This is a genomic window from Nonomuraea sp. NPDC005501 (assembly GCF_040605905.1).
Classification (GTDB): domain Bacteria; phylum Actinomycetota; class Actinomycetes; order Streptosporangiales; family Streptosporangiaceae; genus Nonomuraea.
Map to the genome: position 1 here is coordinate 41,596 of NZ_JBEXDT010000010.1, position 16,959 is coordinate 58,554.

15 protein-coding genes and 1 tRNA gene are annotated in these 16,959 nt (G+C 70.7%); 11 read left to right on the forward strand and 5 right to left on the reverse strand.

The features are described from left to right. The first annotated feature begins 161 nt into the window (after nt 1-161). The 8 genes from ABZS51_RS08310 to ABZS51_RS08345 all read left to right on the forward strand — a co-directional run bounded on the left by ABZS51_RS08310 (nt 162) and on the right by ABZS51_RS08345 (nt 11,081). Nucleotides 162-1,634 (forward strand): 4Fe-4S binding protein, encoded by a 1,473-nt coding sequence (locus tag ABZS51_RS08310; RefSeq protein ID WP_355437710.1) that lies wholly within the window; start codon nt 162-164, stop codon nt 1,632-1,634. After that, nucleotides 1,634-2,323: an NADH-quinone oxidoreductase subunit J gene (locus ABZS51_RS08315; protein ID WP_355437712.1), complete on the forward strand. Its 690-nt coding sequence runs from the start codon at nt 1,634-1,636 to the stop codon at nt 2,321-2,323. Before ABZS51_RS08310 ends, ABZS51_RS08315 begins: the two co-directional genes overlap by 1 nt. After that, nucleotides 2,323-2,739, forward strand: coding sequence for an NADH-quinone oxidoreductase subunit NuoK (gene nuoK, locus ABZS51_RS08320; protein ID WP_355437714.1), 417 nt, complete (start codon nt 2,323-2,325; stop codon nt 2,737-2,739). The genes ABZS51_RS08315 and nuoK overlap by 1 nt, the downstream gene beginning before the upstream one ends. Further along, nucleotides 2,736-4,655 (forward strand): NADH-quinone oxidoreductase subunit L, encoded by a 1,920-nt coding sequence (locus ABZS51_RS08325; protein WP_355437716.1) that lies wholly within the window; start codon nt 2,736-2,738, stop codon nt 4,653-4,655. The genes nuoK and ABZS51_RS08325 overlap by 4 nt, the downstream gene beginning before the upstream one ends. Then, on the forward strand, nt 4,652-6,403 hold the full coding sequence (locus tag ABZS51_RS08330) for an NADH-quinone oxidoreductase subunit M (RefSeq protein WP_355437718.1): 1,752 nt from the start codon (nt 4,652-4,654) through the stop codon (nt 6,401-6,403). Before ABZS51_RS08325 ends, ABZS51_RS08330 begins: the two co-directional genes overlap by 4 nt. Next, entirely contained in the window at nt 6,400-8,313 is a 1,914-nt protein-coding gene (locus tag ABZS51_RS08335) for an NADH-quinone oxidoreductase subunit N (RefSeq protein ID WP_355437720.1), read from the forward strand. Before ABZS51_RS08330 ends, ABZS51_RS08335 begins: the two co-directional genes overlap by 4 nt. 244 nt (nt 8,314-8,557) lie before the next feature. Next, entirely contained in the window at nt 8,558-9,409 is an 852-nt protein-coding gene (htpX, locus tag ABZS51_RS08340) for a zinc metalloprotease HtpX (protein ID WP_355437722.1), read from the forward strand. A gap of 184 nt (nt 9,410-9,593) precedes the next feature. Further along, complete coding sequence (locus ABZS51_RS08345; RefSeq protein WP_355437724.1) at nt 9,594-11,081, forward strand: hypothetical protein; 1,488 nt, start codon at nt 9,594-9,596, stop codon at nt 11,079-11,081. On the opposite strand, the gene ABZS51_RS08350 is transcribed toward ABZS51_RS08345, so the two are convergent. Further along, on the reverse strand, nt 11,056-11,538 hold the full coding sequence (locus tag ABZS51_RS08350; RefSeq protein ID WP_355437726.1) for an NUDIX domain-containing protein: 483 nt from the start codon (nt 11,536-11,538) through the stop codon (nt 11,056-11,058). The two genes, ABZS51_RS08345 and ABZS51_RS08350, sit on opposite strands and share 26 nt — an antisense overlap. Before the next feature lie 120 nt (nt 11,539-11,658). Between ABZS51_RS08350 and ABZS51_RS08355 the strand changes: the two genes are divergently transcribed. Further along, the gene (locus ABZS51_RS08355) at nt 11,659-12,405 is read left to right on the forward strand and encodes a DUF429 domain-containing protein (RefSeq protein ID WP_355437728.1); all 747 of its coding nucleotides are present in this window, start codon (nt 11,659-11,661) and stop codon (nt 12,403-12,405) included. A 227-nt stretch (nt 12,406-12,632) separates the two neighbouring features. Further along, nucleotides 12,633-12,926: a tyrosine-type recombinase/integrase gene (locus tag ABZS51_RS08360; protein ID WP_355437859.1), complete on the forward strand. Its 294-nt coding sequence runs from the start codon at nt 12,633-12,635 to the stop codon at nt 12,924-12,926. Between the two features lie 39 nt (nt 12,927-12,965). On the opposite strand, the gene ABZS51_RS08365 is transcribed toward ABZS51_RS08360, so the two are convergent. Next, nucleotides 12,966-13,466 carry a YajQ family cyclic di-GMP-binding protein gene (locus ABZS51_RS08365; RefSeq protein ID WP_310707134.1) on the reverse strand — a complete coding sequence of 167 codons (501 nt, stop codon included), beginning with the start codon at nt 13,464-13,466 and terminating at the stop codon, nt 12,966-12,968. Between the two features lie 263 nt (nt 13,467-13,729). Between ABZS51_RS08365 and ABZS51_RS08370 the strand changes: the two genes are divergently transcribed. Beyond that, nucleotides 13,730-13,811 (forward strand) — tRNA-Tyr (locus tag ABZS51_RS08370). Nucleotides 13,812-13,931: 120 nt separating this feature from the next. On the opposite strand, the gene ABZS51_RS08375 is transcribed toward ABZS51_RS08370, so the two are convergent. The 3 genes from ABZS51_RS08375 to ABZS51_RS08385 are packed head-to-tail and all read right to left on the reverse strand — an operon-like array spanning nt 13,932 to nt 16,913. Next, nucleotides 13,932-15,311, reverse strand: a complete 1,380-nt coding sequence (locus tag ABZS51_RS08375) for a tyrosine-type recombinase/integrase (RefSeq protein WP_355437731.1) — start codon at nt 15,309-15,311, stop codon at nt 13,932-13,934. After that, nucleotides 15,308-15,529: a helix-turn-helix domain-containing protein gene (locus ABZS51_RS08380; protein WP_355437733.1), complete on the reverse strand. Its 222-nt coding sequence runs from the start codon at nt 15,527-15,529 to the stop codon at nt 15,308-15,310. The genes ABZS51_RS08375 and ABZS51_RS08380 overlap by 4 nt, the downstream gene beginning before the upstream one ends. Then, nucleotides 15,522-16,913, reverse strand: coding sequence for a replication initiator (locus tag ABZS51_RS08385; protein WP_355437735.1), 1,392 nt, complete (start codon nt 16,911-16,913; stop codon nt 15,522-15,524). Before ABZS51_RS08385 ends, ABZS51_RS08380 begins: the two co-directional genes overlap by 8 nt. Nucleotides 16,914-16,959: the final 46 nt, after the last annotated feature.

Consider the following 16,959-nt stretch of genomic DNA (forward strand, 5'->3'; position numbering starts at 1 on the left):
TCTTGTGGATAACCTCCCGATAACCTGTGGATAACTGTGGAAAAACTGGGGACAACGCGACGAGCGCATTCACGTGCGCGGACAAGTGCGCAATGATGATGACCATGGCGCGGATACCGGGAGTGGGGTTGGCGAAGGGGCTCTCCGTCACCCTCCGCCACATGCTGCGCAAATCCGTCACCCAGCAGTATCCCGAGGTCAAGCCCGCTCTCCCGCCCCGCAGTCGCGGCGTCATCGCCCTGGTCGAGGAGAACTGCACCTCCTGCATGCTCTGCGCCCGCGAGTGCCCCGACTGGTGCATCTACATCGACTCGCACAAGGAGACCCTCCCGGCGCCGGAGGGCGGGCGCCCGCGTCAGCGCAACGTGCTCGACCGGTTCGCCATCGACTTCTCCCTGTGCATGTACTGCGGGATCTGCATCGAGGTCTGCCCGTTCGACGCGCTGTTCTGGTCTCCGGAGTTCGAGTACGCCGAGGGCGACATCCGCAACCTGCTGCACGAGAAGGACCGGCTCGCCGCCTGGGTGCCCACGGTCCCGCCGCCCCCGGCCCACGACCCCGGCGCCGAGCCGCCCAAGGAGCTCGCGGCCGCTCCCCGTCGCCCCGCCGGGCCCCCGGGAGGTACACCCGGCCGGCCGCCCGCACGACCGGACGCCGGCGAGGACACCGGCACGGACGCACCGCCGGTACCTCCTTCCACGGGGGACGTCCGCGCACGTACCCCTTCTGGTGAGGACGCTTCCGCACGTCCCGCTTCCGCACGTCCCGCTTCGGCACGTCCCGCTTCGGCACGTCCCGCTTCGGCACGTCCCGCTTCGGCACGTCCCGCTTCGGCACCTCCTGCTTCGGCACGTCCTGCTTCCGCGCGTCCTGCTTCCGCGCAGGACGCTTCGACGACCGGGGCGCCCGACGCCTGCTCACCGGAGGATCCCCACCCCGCACCGGAGGAGCCCCACTCCGCACCGGAAGAGCCCCACTCCGCACCGGATGCTCGTGCTCCGGCCCCGCCCGTTCGCCGATCCGCCGGTGAGCCCGACGCACCGGAAGCCGCCCCAGGGCCCCGCCCGTCCGACCCCACCACCCAGGACGCCCATGGCACCCGGGCCGCGGACCGGTCGGCGACCGGCCCGGACCGGCCCGGCCAGACCGGCTCGGACCGGCCCGGCGCATCGGAGCGCAGGGCGCGCATGGCGAACATCCGGGGCATCCGGCCGCCCGGGGCCCTCCCCGCGCCCCCTCCGACCGGTGACAAGCCCGCCACCACGCCACCCGCGTCGGAAGCCCGGCACCCGAAGACGCCCGAAACCGACACGCGCTCTCCCGAACCACCGCAGCACGGCGTATCCCCTGAGGCGCCATCCCCAGCCCCCGCACCGGACGACGCCGACTCCGCTCCCCGCGAAGCAGCCCCCGCGTCGAGCGAAGCGGGGGCCGAGTCGGCAGGAGAGTTGTCCACAGGCTCCACATCCGGCGAAGAGTTGTCCACAGCCTCGGGCGAGCCGCGCCCGAACCCCGAAGCGGAAGAGCAGACTTCTGCCCCGAGGCCGCGCAGGCGCCGGATGGCCGATCCTCGCTCCATCCGTCCGCCCGGGCGTCTCGACCCTGCAGACCCAAGGGAGCCCGAGGAGGAGTAGTGACCGAGGCGGTGCCCTCCTATCTGTCGCCCACCGGCCAGGAGATCGTCTTCTTGCTGCTCGGCGCGGCGGCGGTCGGATCGGCGCTGCTCGTCGTCGCCACCCGCCAGCTCGTCCACGCCGCCCTGTGGCTCGTGGTCTGCTTCGGCGCGCTCGCCGGTTGCTACCTCGTGCTGACGGCGGAGTTCGTCGCCTGGGTGCAGGTGCTCATCTACGTGGGCGCGGTCGTCGTGCTCATGCTGTTCGGCATCATGCTCACGCGGGCCCCGATCGGCCGCTCCGCCGACCTCGACAGCGGCAACCGGGTGGTCGCCGCGCTGGTGGCCGTGGCTACTGCCGCCGTCCTGGTGACGGTGGTGGTCGACGGCTTCCGTACGGCCTACGCCCCGCTCGATCCCGGCCAGGGCGCGGCCAAGGAGCTCGGCGCCAGCGTGTTCAGCACCTGGGTGCTGCCGTTCGAGGCGCTGTCGGTGCTGCTGCTGGCGGCCCTGATCGGCGCCATCGTCCTGTCCCGCACGGACATCCAGGGCGGCTCCCCACCGAGCCACCCCGAGCAGCCCGCAGACTCACCCCGTACGCCCGACTCACCCCGTCCACCGGACTCATCCCGTCCGCCGGACTCACCCCGTACGCCGGACGATCCATCCGCCATGCCCGGCCCGCCCGCTGACCGGCCCGGGGGGCGTTGATGCACATCGTCTACCCGGCCGTCGTGTCGGCGCTCCTCTTCTCCGTCGGCGTGTACGGCGTGCTCGCCCGCCGCAACACGATCCTCGTCCTGATGTCCGTCGAGCTGATGCTCAACGCCGTCAACCTCAACCTCGTCGCGTTCGACGTGTGGCTGCGCGACCGGTTGCACAGCGGTCAGGTGCTCACGCTGTTCGTCATCGTGATCGCCGCGGCCGAGGTGGGGCTGGGCCTGGCCATCATCCTGGCCCTCTACCGCAACCGCAGGACCGTCGACATCGACGCCCTCCGCGACCTGTCCGAGCCGCCGCCCCACACCGCGACCCCGCCCGCCCCCACGGAGCCGGCCGGCGACGGCCGCGGCGACGCCCAGGCCACCCGGCCAGGGGCCGACGCCGAGCGAGGAGGCAACCGGTGACGACCTTCCCGCTGCTCGCCGTACTCCTGCCCTTCGTCGCCGCCGCGGCCGGCCTCCTGCTGACCCGCCGGCCGCACCACCGCACCACCAGCGCCTCCGGTGACACGGGCGACGCCGACGACCGGCGTGCGCGCGGACGGGCGGCCTGGTTCGCCGTCCTGCCGACCGCCGCCTCCGCCGTGCTCGCCACCGCCCTCGCCTGGGCCCCCGGCTTCGCGTACCTCGGAGACGCGGCACCGGGCCCGCCCGTGGGCCGTACCTACGGCACGATCGTCACCGGCGGCATCCCCATCTCCCTGACCCTCCAGGCCGACGACCTGTCCGCGGTCCTCGGCGTCCTCGTGACGCTGGTCGCCCTGGCCGTACAGGTCTACTCCGTGGGCTACCTCCACCACGACTCGCGCTACCCGTCCTACAGCGCCTTCGTCAGCCTGTTCACCAGCGCGATGCTGCTGGTCGTGTACGCCGGTGACCTCCTCGTCCTGTACGTCGGCTGGGAGATCATGGGCCTCTGCTCGTACCTGCTCATCGGCCACTGGTGGGAGGACCGCGCCAACTCGCGCGCGGCGGTCAAGGCGTTCCTGGTCACCCGCCTCGGCGACGTCGGCTTCCTGTTCGGCCTGTTCACGCTCGGCTTCGCGGCCGGCAGCTTCCGAATCTCCGACGTGCTCTCCAAGGTGCCCGAGATGTCTGGGGCCACCCTCGTCACCGCCACCATGCTGCTGCTCGCCGGAGTGGCGGGCAAGAGCGCGCAGGTGCCGCTGCACACCTGGCTGCCCGACGCCATGGCGGGCCCCACGCCGATCAGCGCGCTGATCCACGCCGCCACCATGGTCGCCGCCGGCATCTTCATCGTGGCGAGGCTCTTCCCGGCATACGCCGCCGCCGGCCCCACGCTGGACGTGCTGGCCGTCATGGCGGCGCTCGGCATGCTCGGCGCCGCCCTGGCCGCGCTCGCCCAGGACGACCTCAAACGGGTGCTCGCCTACTCCACGATCAGCCAGCTCGCCTACATGGCGGGCGGCCTGGCGGCGGGCTCGGCGAAGGCCGCGATCTTCCACCTGCTCACGCACGGGGCGTTCAAGGCGCTGCTGTTCCTGTGCGCGGGCGTCGTCATCCACCACGTCGGCTCCAACCTGATGAGCCAGATGGGCGGCCTGCGGGGGCCGCTGCCGGTGACGTTCGCGGCGATGACCGTCGGCTTCGCCGCCCTCATGGGCCTGCCACCGGCCAGCGGCTTCTTCAGCAAGGACGCCGTGCTGGCGGCCATGGACGGCGCGCTCGCCGCCGGACGCCTGACCGACGCCGCCGCCCTGCTCCTGTACGGCTGCGCCCTCGCGACCGTCGCCGTCACCGGCGCGTACGCCACCAGAGCCTGGCTGCGGACGTTCTTCGGCCAGGCCGCGCCCGTCGCGCTGCCCGAGCCGGAGCCGGGCACGGCCCATGTCATCGACGTGCGGGAGGCGCCGCGGACGATGCTGGTGCCGGTGGCGCTGCTGGTCGTGCCGGCATTGCTGCTCGGGTTCGCGGGCGGCGTTCACGTCGATCTCGGGGTGGCGGCGGTCGGGGTGGTGCTGGCCCTGCTCGGCGCGGGAGTGGTGTACGCGGTCTGGCGGTCCGCGCCGCTCGCCGACCCGGCCCGGCTGCTGGGGCCGCTGCGCGTCCCGTGCGAGCGCGCGTTCTACGTGGACGCCGTCTACGCCGCGGTGTTCGCGCGGCCGGTGCTGGCGCTGGCCCGGCTGGTCGTCAGGACGGACGACGTGGTGGTGGACGGGGCCGTGCGCGGCTCCGGACGGGCGGCCCGCGGAATGTCCGGACTGCTCAGGCTCGCCCAGAACGGCAACGTCCAGCTCTACGTGAGCGGCCTGCTCGCCGGACTGCTGCTGATCGCGGTGGGGGCGGTGGTGTTCACATGATGGGCTGGCTTCCGGTCACGCTGCTCGCGGTGCCGCTGCTCGGCGCGCTGCTCCTGGTGGCCGCCCCGGCCGCGCTCCGACCGGCGCTGCCGCTGTACGGGCAGGCGGTGTCGGGGCTCGCGCTGGCTCTGGCCGTGGTCATGGTGGCGGTGTTCGACTACGGGCGGTCGGCCACGCCGCAGTTCACCGTCGACCTGCCGTGGATCCCCGGGCTCGGCCTGCGTTTCCACCTCGGCGTCGACGGGATCTCGCTGCCGCTGGTCGCGCTGACCGCGCTGCTGACGTTCCTCTGCTTCGCCTACCTCGGCTGGGGCCGGGCGCGCGGCCCGGGACGGCTCATGGCGGCGCGGCCGAGGGCGCTGGCGTTCACGCTGCTGGTGCTCGAAGTCGGCATGGTGGGCACGTTCCTCGCGCTGGACCTGCTGCTGTTCTTCGTGTTCTTCGAGATCGTGCTGATCCCCATGTACTTCCTGATCGCCGTCTGGGGCGGCAAGGGACGACGCGGCGCGGCGACCAAGTTCATCCTCTACACGCTGCTCGGCTCCGTGGTGATGCTGCTCGGTCTGCTGCTCATCTGGGCGCAGACCGGCACGCTCGACATCGTCGCCCTCGCCCGGGCCCACGGCGCGGGCATGTCGAGGAGCGTGCAGATCCTCGCGTTCGTGGCGGTCGGGCTCGGTCTCGCGGTCAAGACGCCGATGTGGCCGCTGCACACCTGGCTCCCCGACGCGCACACCGAGGCGCCGACGGTCGGCTCGGTCCTGCTGGCCGGCGTGCTGCTCAAGATGGGCACGTACGGCTTCGCCCGCATCGCCGTCCCGGTCCTGCCGGAGGGCGCGGTGGCCGCGGCGCCGTGGCTGGGGGCGCTGGCCGTGGTCGGCATCGTGTACGGGGCCCTCGCCTGCCTGGCCCAACGGGACCTGAAACGCATGATCGCCTACTCCTCGGTGGGCCACATGGGGTTCGTGCTGCTGGGGTTCGCCACACTCACGGCCGTGGGCGTCAACGGGGCCCTGTTCGCCAACATCGCCCACGGGCTGATCACCGGGCTGCTGTTCTTCGTGGCCGGCGCCGTCAAGGACCGGTACGGCACGGCCGACATGCCGTCGCTGGGCGGTGGCATGCTCGCCACGCTGCCGCGCCTCGGGTCGGTCCTGACGTTCGCGGCGGTCGCGTCGCTGGGGCTGCCGGGGCTGGCCGGGTTCTGGGGGGAGATGCTGGCGCTGCTGGGGGCCTTCCAGCCGGGTGCCGGGCTGCCTCGGGGGCTGTTCCTGACGTTCATGGTGATCGGCGGGCTGGGAGCGGTGCTGACGGCGGCGTACTTCCTGGTCATGCTGTCGCGCGTCACCCACGGCCTCCCACCCCGCCCCAGCCTCGCCGGAGCCGGAGCCGGGGCCGGAGCCGGGGCCGGGGCCGCAGCCGGAGCCGGAGTCGGGGGCGGGGCCGGAGGAGGGCTCGCGGCCGGGGTGGACGCGGCGCCGGTCGGGGGGCCTCGGGGGGACATGGAGGAGGCGAGCGCGACGGCGGAGTGGCCGAGCCCTTCGGAGAGTCACGCGGAAGGATCCGAGAGCGTGGCCCTCCTCGGCGAGCCCGGTCCCAGCGGCGGACCGCCGCGCGACATCCGGCGGTACGAGTGGGTCGCCTGGGTGCCGCTGATCGTCCTGATTCTCCTGTTCGGCCTCTGGCCGGGGCTGCTGCTGTCCCTCACCACACCTGCCGTGCACATCCTGCTGGGAGCCCTGCCATGATCCAGCAGATCGACTACTTCGTGATCGCCCCACCGCTGGCGCTCGCGCTCGCGGCCGGGCTGGTCCTGCTCCTCGACGCGTTCCTCCCCTCCGGTCCGAGGATCAGGACGGCGCTGGGCCTGGTGACGATCGGCGGCGTCCTCGTGGCCCTCGGCTTCATCGTCGCCCAGGCCACTCGGGCGGGAGCGGGCGTACGGGCCGGAGGCGGTGGCCAGGGTGGCGGCAGCATGGCGACGTTCTGCGTGCCCGACGCTCTCGCGCCGGCCGCCGCCGGCCGTGGCTCCGCCGGCGGATCCGCGTCCGTCCCGGCCCTGTGCTCGTTCGTCGCCGACCGCTTCACGTTGGTCTTCGCCGGGCTGGTCCTGGTCGCGGCCCTGGTCGTCGTGCTGATGTCCATGACCGAGCTGGCCGCCGGAGGCATCCCCCCCGGAGAGTGGTACTTCCTCCTGCTCTGCACCATCACCGGCGCCGTGACGCTCCCCGCCTCACGCGACCTGATCATGCTGGTGGTCGCGCTTGAGCTGGTGTCGCTCCCGGTGTTCGCGCTCACGGCACTGAAACGGTACGACGGCCGGGCCTCGGAGGCCGCGGTCAAGCTGTTCGTCGTCTCGGTCGTGTCCACGGCGGTCATGTTGTTCGGGGTGTCGCTGCTGTACGGCATCGGCGGCACGGTGTACCTGTCCCGGCTGGCCGAGGTCTTCAGCGGCGCCGTCCCCGCTCCCGGAGTGGTCGGCACGGGGGGTCAGGGGGCGGGGGCCCTGGGGGCGGGCGCGGTCACGTCCTCCGCGGCGGGCATGGTGACCGCCCAGGGGATGACGTCCCCCACGGCGGGCGTGATCACGGTGGGCGTCGTCCTGGTGCTGGCCGGGTTCGCGTTCAAGATCGCAGCGGTGCCGTTCCACTCGTGGGCGCCGGACGTCTACCAGGGCGCCCCCGTGCCGGTCGCAGCGCTGCTGTCCGTCATCTCGAAGGCCGCCGGGTTCGCGGGCCTCATCCTGCTGCTCGTCACCGCGCTGTCCGGCCGGGCCGCCACGTGGACGCCCATCGTCGCGATCATCGCCGCGCTCACCATGACCGTGGGCAACCTGCTGGCCCTGCGCCAACGCTCCGCCGTACGGCTGCTGGCCTGGTCCTCGGTAGCCCAGTCGGGATACGTCCTCGCCCCGCTCGCGGTCGCCCACCACGCCACCGAGCGCATGTCACCGGCCGGTCCCACATCCGCGTCCGGCCCGGCAGCGACCATATCTCCCGGGGGGACGACGCTGACGGGCGTGCCAGGAGGCGAGGCGCTCCTGAGCGGCGCCGTCGGGGCGTCCCTGACCTATCTCATCGTCTATGCCGCCATGAACCTCGGTGCGTTCGCCGTCGTCATGCTCGTCTCCCGAGCGGCCGCGCGCAACGAGCTGGGCGACTATCGGGGGCTGGCCTACCGCAGCCCGGTGGCCGGCCTCGCGCTGGGGTTCAGCCTGATCTGCCTCGCCGGCCTGCCGCCCGGCCTGGCGGGGCTGTTCGCCAAGGTGGTGGTCTTCCGCGAGCTCGTGAACGGCGGGGCGGGGTGGCTGGCGGTGATCATGGCCGTCAACACGGTGCTCGGCCTGTACTACTACGTGTCCTGGACGGCCCAGATCTTCACCCCGGCGCCGGGGGTCGCCGTGGCACCGCAACTCACCGCAGCACCAAGACCCAGCGCATCGAAGCTCACCTCATCTGAGCTCACCCCCGCCTCTGAGCTCCTCCCCGCCTCCGGGGTCAGCTCGGCACCGGGGCCCGGCTCGGCACCCCATCTCAGCCTCGGACATGCGTTCCCGGCTGCCTGGGTGGCCGTGGGACTCGCCGTGGCGGTGGCGGTCGTGTTCTCGATCGCTCCTCAGGTGGCCATGGACCTGGCGTTGCTCTCGCCCTTCAGCTGACTGGCCGTTCTCCGTCCCCTCGGCCGGCTGTTGCCCTGCTCGCGTGTCCGGGCTGACTGGTCGCTGTACGGTCGTCGGCCGACTGCGCCGTGTTCCGCCATCTTCCGGTGTCGCCGCGCCTGCTGAGGACGGCGTGACACCTGGGGTTGCGTAGCGCTGCGCCCCCGAGTGTGCACACCGGGGAACGATGGACCCCGGCACAGTCGTTGGAGCAGGTGAACCCGCACCACGAAGGGAGGGACCCTTGCACCACAACGGCCTGCGTACCGCTGTCCTGCTCGGTGGGATGTCGGCGCTGATCCTCACCGTGGGTGCGTGGCTGGGCGGTGGCACCGGCCTGCGGATGGCGCTCATGCTGGCTGTGGCGACCAACGGTTTCGCCTACCTCTTCTCCGACCGCATCGCCCTGTCCGCCATGCGGGCGCGGCCGGTGAGCGAGGTGGAGCATCCCATCCTGTACCGCATCGTCCGTGAGCTCTCCACCGAGGCCCGCCAGCCGATGCCGCGCCTGTACGTGTCTCCGACGGTGCAGCCGAACGCGTTCGCCACCGGCCGGAGCCCGCGCCGCGCGGCGGTCTGTGTGACGTACGGGCTGACGCGGCTGCTGGACGAGCGGGAGCTGCGCGGTGTGATCGGGCATGAGCTGTCGCATGTGTACAACCGCGACATCCTGGTGTCGTCCGTGGCGGGGGCGCTGGCCACGATGATCACGTGGCTGAGTTACGTGGCGGTGTTCTTCGGCGGCTCGGACGACGACGAGGGGCCCGGGTTCGTGGGTGCGCTGCTGATGATGGTGCTGGGGCCGGTGGCGGCGGGCATGGTGCAGATGGCGATCTCCCGGACGCGGGAGTTCCAGGCGGACGAGGCGGGGGCCCGGCTCACAGGCGACCCGCTGGCCTTGGCCTCGGCCCTCCGCAAGATCGAGATGGGCGCCCGGCGCCTTCCTCTGCCCGAGAACAGCCGCCTCACCTCGGCCTCCCACATGATGATCGCCAATCCGTTCAGCGGCTCCGGCTTCGGGAGGCTGTTCTCCACCCACCCGCCCACGTCGGAGCGCGTCGCCCGGCTGGAGCGCATGGCGGGCTACCGGCGTTAGGGCCCACGTTGCCGCGCCGGAGGCTCAGGCGTGGGTGGTGCCCGCCAGGATGGCGCCGTACTGGATGGCCACCAGCTGGCGGATCGGGATACGTGCCGGGCCTTCAGCCTCACCGCCTCAACAGGGACTCCGTGCTTCCCGGCGACGCCGTCAACCCCCGCCTGCGGCAGACATAATCATCCCTATGGGCCGATCTCCGCGCCTCAGCGAGGCTGAGCGCAAGCTGTGGAATGCCTTCCCCACCGGGGAGACCGTGGAGCTCGCCCAGGTCGTCACCGGCCACGGCACCGTGGCCGGGCAGAACGCCCCCAAGGATGGCGACACCTGGGGCCCCGACCGGACGGTCCGCGCCAGCGTGATCGCGTCCCTGCTGCTCGGCGCCCGCGAGGCCGCCCCTGGCTCGGTGTCGGCCGTGCGCTTACGCGGGGCGAGGATCACCGGCTCCCTGTCCATCCTCGGCGGCCGCGTCGAGCACGAACTGGTGCTCAGCGGCTGCCACCTGGACGAACCCGTCCTCCTGACCGCCACTACCACCCGCTCCGTACGGCTGACGGACTGCACACTGCCGGGCTTCAGCGGCGGCGGCATGCGCGTCGCCGGCCACCTGAGCCTGTCCGGCTCGAACATCACCGGGACCGTCCGCCTCGCCCGTGCCGTGTTCGAGAGCGGGCTGTGGATGGGCGGCATCCGCCTGACCGCCGACGACGTGTGGGCTCTGTCCGCCGGGTCCATGGTCGTGGACAGCGGCGCCACCTTCCGCGGCGCCGACATCACCGGCGGCGTCCGCCTGGCGGGCAGCCGGATGAACGGCGACGTCAACTTCGAGGGCGCGACCGTCCGCAACCCCGGCGGCTACGCGATCAGGGCCGACGACATGGTGGTCGAGGGCACCGTGCACTGCACGAAAGGCTTCACGGCGCAGGGCTGCATCCGGGTGCGCGGGGCGCGGATCAGCGGCACGTTCTGCTTCGCCGGGGCCGTCCACAGCCCCGACACCCCGTACGCGCTGCACGCCAGCCACATGGAGGTCCGCGAGTTCTATCTCAACCCCGCCGAGCCCGTGGACGGGGTCGTCACCCTCGCTCACTCGCGCGTCGGCACCCTCCAGGACGACCCCCACACCTGGCCCGAGAAGCTGCGACTCAACGGCCTCACCTACGACCGGCTGCGCAGCGGCAAGGTGGAACGGCGCATCGACTGGGCCGGCCGCGACCCGGAGGGCTTCCGGCCTCAGCCGTACGAGCAGCTCGCCGCCTGGTACCTGCGCGACGGCAACGACGGGCTCGCCCGCCGCGCCCAGCTCGCCAAGCTCCGCGCCCGGCGTCGCACCCAGGGCCCGGGACTGCGCGTGTGGGGCCGGCTGCTGGACGTCACGGTCGGCTACGGCTACCGCCCCTGGCTGGCCGGCCTGTGGTTCGCGCTGCTGCTCCTGGTCGGAACGGTCGCCTTCGGTCTGAACCCGCCCCGCCCCCTCAAACCGGACGAGGCCCCTGTCTTCGACTCCTTCGCCTACAGCTTCGACCTGCTGCTGCCGCTGCCGGCGTTCGGGCAGAGGGAGATGTTCGACCCGGCGGGGTGGACACAGGGGCTGGCGTACGGGCTGGTCGTCGCGGGCTGGATCCTGGCCACCGCCCTCATCGCGGGCGCTACGCGGGTACTCCGCCCGCAGTGACGCGCCGCAGGATGCCCGCCAGGTCCGCGGGATGGACGATTTCGTCCGTGGCGTCCAACTCCTCGGCGCTCCACCACCGGTGCCCGACCGTGGTGGCCTTCTCGATCTCCTCCATGTTGTCGAACGACACCTCGGCCTGACCGTCGCCGATTCGTACTGCGAAGAATGTCTGGTCCTGCGTGATGGCGTACTCGGCGAAGCTGAACTCGACCGTGCCGGCGCCGTACGGACCGGTGAACTCATCCGCCTCGGCCCGGATGCCGACCTCTTCGTACAGCTCCCGCGCGGCGGCCTGCTGGAGCGTCTCCCCGTCCTCCAGCGCGCCGCCGACCGTGAACCAGAACCGCTCGCCGGGTCGCGCGGGATCGCACCCGTACAACAGCAGAACCCGATCCTGATCATCGATGGGCAGGACACCTACGCCGCCATCCTCGACCCAGCCACGCAAGGGCTCCAAGCGATCCTGTGAACACACCAAATTCTCCATCGAAGCCGGAGCGGTTCAAGGTGGAGACCCGACGGCACCCAGGTCCGTGGAACGATCGGCGGTGGATCAATGGCCGCCTATCGTGGGGAGATGCGCACGGTTGGAGTCGATCTCGCGGCGGAGGCGACCAGGACGGCGGTGGCGTGGCTCGACTGGTCTGCGGAGGGCGCCCGTGTCAGCAAGATCGAGATTCCGGCAGATGATGGCCTGATCGTCGAGGCGGTCCTGGGCGCGGACAAGGCCGGTATCGATTGTCCCCTCGGCTGGCCGGACAAGTTCGTCGACTTCGTCACGGCACACCGTGCCGGGCACGTTGACGTGCCCAGCGGCATCGCGGGACGTGACTGGCGGAGGAACCTCGCCCTCCGGGTCACCGATCAGGTGGTCTACGACCTGACCGGGCGCAGGCCCCTGAGCGTCTCCGCCGATCGCATCGGCCATACCGCCATGCGCTGTGCAGGCTTACTGGCCGAACTCGCGCGGCAAGGCCCGCCGATTGATCGCCGTGGTGGCGGCATCGTGGTGGAGGTTTATCCCGCGGCATCGCTCAAACGGTGGGGATTGCCCTGCCTCAGCTACAAACGTCCTTCGAATCTCGACGGACTCGGGCGTCTGGTAGATCAGTTGCAGGCAGCGGCACCGTGGCTAGACCTCGGCGCATACGAGCAGACCTGCCGAGTCTCCGACGACGCCACGGATGCTGTTGTCGCTGCGCTCACCGCTCGTGCGTCGTCCCTGGGCCTGGTGACCTTCCCTGCCCCAGAGCATGCCGACTCCGCGCGCACCGAAGGCTGGATCGCCCTGCCCACCACGCCCCTGCGCGAACTCCTTCAGTGAAACGCAGCAGGCGACAAACACCAAAATCTAGATCATCACGGCGATGACCTGGTCTTTTGTTCTGCGCGACCGGAGGCACCCAAACTCCGCCATTCTGATCCGTAGCACGGTCAAGAATGTCCACGTCTGTACGCAAGCAGCCAAGACCCCTGTTCGGCGCCGTCGAGAACGAAATCGACGACGAGACAGACCCTCGCCGGCCCAGCCGTCGCGTCGCCAAGCTGCTGATGCTGCTTCCCGTACACCGGGCTACCTGGTCGCACATATGGGCGCCGGCTGCCCGTGCGGCCGGCCTCCCGCCCAGGACCGGTCTCCATTGCCTGCGGCACTACTTCGCCACGGTGCTGATCCACAGGGGCGCCTCGGTGAAGACCGTGCAGCTTGCCCTCGGCCACTCCACACCGATGGTCACGCTGAACACGTATGTGGGGGAGTGGCCCGAGGCACAGGAGAGGACGCGTGCCCTGGTGGACAGCGCGCTCGGCCGTGTGCCCCGGATGTGCCCTCCGCGGTCCCCGTAGGACTGAAACGCCAGTTCAGAGTCCCGAAGCAGGCCCTTGTTACCGGTAGTTGACGAACTGCAGAGCGATGTCGAGGTCCTTGCCCTTGAGCAGGGAGATGACGTCCTGCAGGTCATCCTTCTTCTTCGAGCTGACCCGCAACTCCTCGCCCTGGATCTGCGCCTTGATCCCCTTGGGCCCCTCGTCGCGGATCAACTTGGAGATCTTCTTCGCGTTCTCCTGGTCGATGCCCTCCTTGAGGCTGACCAGCATGCGGTACTCCTTGCCCGACAGCTTGGGCTCACCCGCGTCCAGGATCTTCAACGACAGACCGCGCTTGACCACCTTCTCCTTGAACACGTCGAGGGCGGCGTTCGCCCGCTCCTCGCTGTTGGCCTTGATCTCGATGTTGTCTTGCCCGGACCAGCTGATGCTCGCCCCTGTGCCCTTGAAGTCGAAGCGGTGCCCGATCTCCTTGACCGTCTGGTTCAGCGCGTTGTCGACCTCCTGGCGGTCGATCTTGCTGACGATGTCGAAAGACGAATCGGCCAAAACGCACATCCTCTCAGCTGCGTACGCATGTTCTGCGGTGTCCGGCCCCCGTCTCAGGGCTCGCCGACCACGCATCGCGCCCCCGTGAACACGGACCCAGCGCACGAGCCTAGCCAGCATCGGCCCGCAGTGCAGTCCACCAGGCCCGTACCCCTCCACCCTGCCACCACCCACAGCCTCCGCGACGGCGATCCCCGACGGTACAAACCGGTGTCACGTGCACCCCGGAAGTCCGCTATTCTTCTGTCTGTCGCCGCGAGAGCGGAAGACACGGCAGGTTGCCCGAGTGGCCAAAGGGAGCGGTCTGTAAAACCGTCGGCTCAGCCTACGCAAGTTCGAACCTTGCACCTGCCACACCAGCAGAAAGAGGCCCTTCACCAGCGGAAACGCGGTGAGGGGCCTCTCTCGTTGTGTCCGGCTGTTCATGGTCATCATCGGCGCTCTACGGGGGCTCGCGTCGTATGCGCGTCGGCGTCAGTCGGCCTCCTGCCGGGGCATCAGGGCGTCGGCGATGAGCCTTCGAGCGACGGCATCTTGGCCGACGATGCACTTGGCGTAGACCCGTAGGAGCACGTGCACACTGTGGCCCGCCCACTCGGCGACCTGGGGCGCTGGGACACCCGCGTTGAGCCATGTGGACACACAGGCATGCCGGAGATCGTAAGGGCGTTCTGCGAGCGGTGAGGCGGCCTCCGCCTTACTCAGCGCCGACGCGCGTGCCTTCTGCCAGAGGCGGCCGTAGACGCTCTCCGACAGTGGTCCGCCGCGCTCCCCGATGAAGAGATGGCCATCCGGACTCACACCGTGCTCCGCGAGGTGACTCCGGAGAAGGGCGACCAGCGGAGGTGGGATCGGCACTCGCCGAACCGCGTGACGGGCCCGGTGCTTGAGCTCGCGAGACTCCCGCCGTTTGCCGTTTTCCGTCCAGTCGGCGCCCACGGCCGGTGCGGAGTCGCTGAGGAAGAACCATCCCCAGTCGTCCCCTGCTTCGGGGAGATCGACCTCATCGAGAGTTAGGTCTACGGCCTCCGCCGGCCGCAGACCGGAGTAGTACATGACGGCGAAGAATGCGATGAGACGCGGTGTGATCGTCGAAACGGCGGCCAGCAATGCCTCGGCTTGCTGCGGGTTGATCACCCGTCTGGGAGAGACCTCCTCGCTGATCTTCGGCGTCTTCCACTTCACTCCGATCAGCGGATTGCTCGTCAGGAGCTTCGCCGGGCTCACCGCATAGTCGAGCACGTTGTAGAACACTGCGCGCTTGCGGGCGATCGTCGTTGCCGCCGCCGTCGTGCCCGCCAGTGTCTTCGAGACGCCCTTCAGCACCTTCAAGATGACCGCTTCGTCGGCCAGCGTGGACACGGGCACCGTGTTCTTCTCCAGCCACGCGACGGCACGAGCGATGTCCTTCGGCACGTCGCCGGAGGCGCGCCTCGGCTTGTGTGCGGCCCACTTGACCACCGCTCGCCTGATGTCCTCCTTCGAGACAGGGCCAGCCCCGTTGGAGAGCAACGAGAGTGTCGCGGTGGCCAGAGCATCGGCGGTGGTGCGGCGGCTGTTGGGCGCCGACTCATCCCAACGGTGATCGACGTACTCGCACATCAACGCCCACCAGGTGACCGAGCGTGCTCGCTGCCCCGCGTGCTGGACAGGCCGCCCCGTGGTCGGATCGAACGCGTTCCCCTTCCTGATCGCGGTGAGGAGTTCGGCGCGGAAGCTCTCGGCCAGTGCGCGGGTCTTGAACGTGTCCCGCCACGGCTTGCCGGCCGTGACCCAGCGCACGGAGTACGTGTTCCCGCCCTTGTTCTTGTTGGTGAGCACGTGCCACACGCGCACGTCATAGGTGCTGTTCACCAGGAGGTCTCCTCTCTGGAGGCGAGCCAGCATTCGTACTCGGCGCGGCGGATACGGAGGCTGCCGTTCGGCAGGGTGATGCACTTCGGGGCGCGGCGCTTGGCGCGCCAGTCGTAGAAGGTGCTGCGGGAGATGCCGAGTTCGGTGCAGAACTCGGCAACGGTCAGGGGCCGGCTTCCGGTGGCGGCCTCTGGAGCCCGGTCGAGCGTCCTAGCCATTGCTGATCACCCGTCCTCTGCTGTGTGTGGAGAGGCCGGCTGCGAGCGCGGATTCTCCGGTGGTGAAGCCCTGGCCGCCGTACTTCCAGCGGGCCAGGACGAGGGCGTTGGCCGGGTCGTACGGGAGGCGGTCGTGGTCGCGGGCCTGGCGGTAGTCCAGGCGGACGCGGCGCAGTGCGGTGAGCGTGGTGGAGTAGGCGCGGCTCTTGGTGGAGAAGTGGCCGCGGAAGCCGAGCATGTGGGCCCAGCGGCGGAGTCGCAGCGGGGCGAGGTCGGGATGGGTCTCGGGGTTGCCGAGGTCCCAGGCGGTTCTGATCAGGCGGGCGGCGTGGTCGGTGACGCCGTACTGGTCGAGGCGGGCGAGGTCGTGGTGCCGGACCGGGCGGTCCAGGGTGCCGGACGTCTCGGCGGCTTTGGTGGCGTACTTGGCGACGTAGCCGGCCACGGCGGCTTCCGAAAGCGTGGTGTCGTCCGTCGTGCTGGACTGGATCGAACGGACGTCGACGGCGCCCCAGCGGAGTGAGAGTGAGCCGTTGCCGTACGGGTCGGGCAGGTCGATGCGGACTCTGTTGGCGGCGGGTGGGATGGCGTCGGTGAGTAGGTCGACCGTGGCCCAGGGCGGCGGGGCGGTGATGTCGCCGTCCGGCGTGCGGCCGTCGAGGCGGACGACGGCGTGGAAGTGGACGATGCCGCGCGTCTGGTACTCGGCGACCTTGGCGAAGGACAGCCGGAGTTGGCGGCTGAACTGGGCGCGGGTGAGTCCGGCCGCCGCGCCCAGGTGCCGGCGGAGGTAGATGCCAAAGCGGTGCCAGAGGACGCCGGCGTGGGCGTTCCACAGGACGTGGCCGACGTAGTCGTAGGCATCGGGGTCGAGTGGTTGGCCGATCTGGCGGTCGTCGGCGGGATGGCGGGTGAAGCAGGCCGGGCCGTTGCGGCGTGGGTGGCAGACGTCTGAGTGGCCGTGCTTGTCGGGTCCGCGGTGGACGGGGCCGAAGCTTGGCGCGGTCAGCGTCGCCAGTACGCGTGGGTGGCTGCCCACGGTTGCCGGGACGCCCTTGTCCCCGCCGAGCAGGCCCGCGCGGATGAGGTGGAAGGTGTCGGCACGGTAGGTCTCGGCGCAGGCCGGGCAGCGAGAGGCGCGGCGGTTGCCGCAGCGGACGAGCAGGTGTCCGTGGGGCTCGTGGTCGGTGGTGTAGTGGTGCAGCAGTTCCCCGGTGAACGGGTCGAGGGCGGAGACCTCACCGACCAGGCGGACGGGGTCGGAGCAGCCGCGCAGCCGTTCCACTTGGTGGAGCCAGCGGTTCAGGTCGCGGCCGGAGCGGCGGGCCAGGTCCCGGATGACCGGGCCGACCAGGTCGCCGATGACGATGGGCTGTTTGGTCACGTGTCCTCCTTCCTGGAGCCGGGGTGGTCTGCGGTGATGGGCCGGT

What these genes read in the sequence shown, in the direction of transcription:
- ABZS51_RS08310 (WP_355437710.1), top strand. Translation starts at nt 162, where the DNA reads ATGCTGCGCAAATCCGTCACCCAGCAGTATCCCGAGGTCAAGCCCGCT.
- nuoK (WP_355437714.1), top strand. Translation starts at nt 2,323, where the DNA reads ATGCACATCGTCTACCCGGCCGTCGTGTCGGCGCTCCTCTTCTCCGTC.
- ABZS51_RS08330 (WP_355437718.1), top strand. Translation starts at nt 4,652, where the DNA reads ATGATGGGCTGGCTTCCGGTCACGCTGCTCGCGGTGCCGCTGCTCGGC.
- ABZS51_RS08335 (WP_355437720.1), top strand. Translation starts at nt 6,400, where the DNA reads ATGATCCAGCAGATCGACTACTTCGTGATCGCCCCACCGCTGGCGCTC.
- ABZS51_RS08345 (WP_355437724.1), top strand. Translation starts at nt 9,594, where the DNA reads ATGGGCCGATCTCCGCGCCTCAGCGAGGCTGAGCGCAAGCTGTGGAAT.
- ABZS51_RS08355 (WP_355437728.1), top strand. Translation starts at nt 11,659, where the DNA reads ATGCGCACGGTTGGAGTCGATCTCGCGGCGGAGGCGACCAGGACGGCG.
- ABZS51_RS08360 (WP_355437859.1), top strand. Translation starts at nt 12,633, where the DNA reads ATGCTGCTTCCCGTACACCGGGCTACCTGGTCGCACATATGGGCGCCG.
- ABZS51_RS08365 (WP_310707134.1), bottom strand. Translation starts at nt 13,466, where the DNA reads ATGTGCGTTTTGGCCGATTCGTCTTTCGACATCGTCAGCAAGATCGAC.
- ABZS51_RS08380 (WP_355437733.1), bottom strand. Translation starts at nt 15,529, where the DNA reads ATGGCTAGGACGCTCGACCGGGCTCCAGAGGCCGCCACCGGAAGCCGG.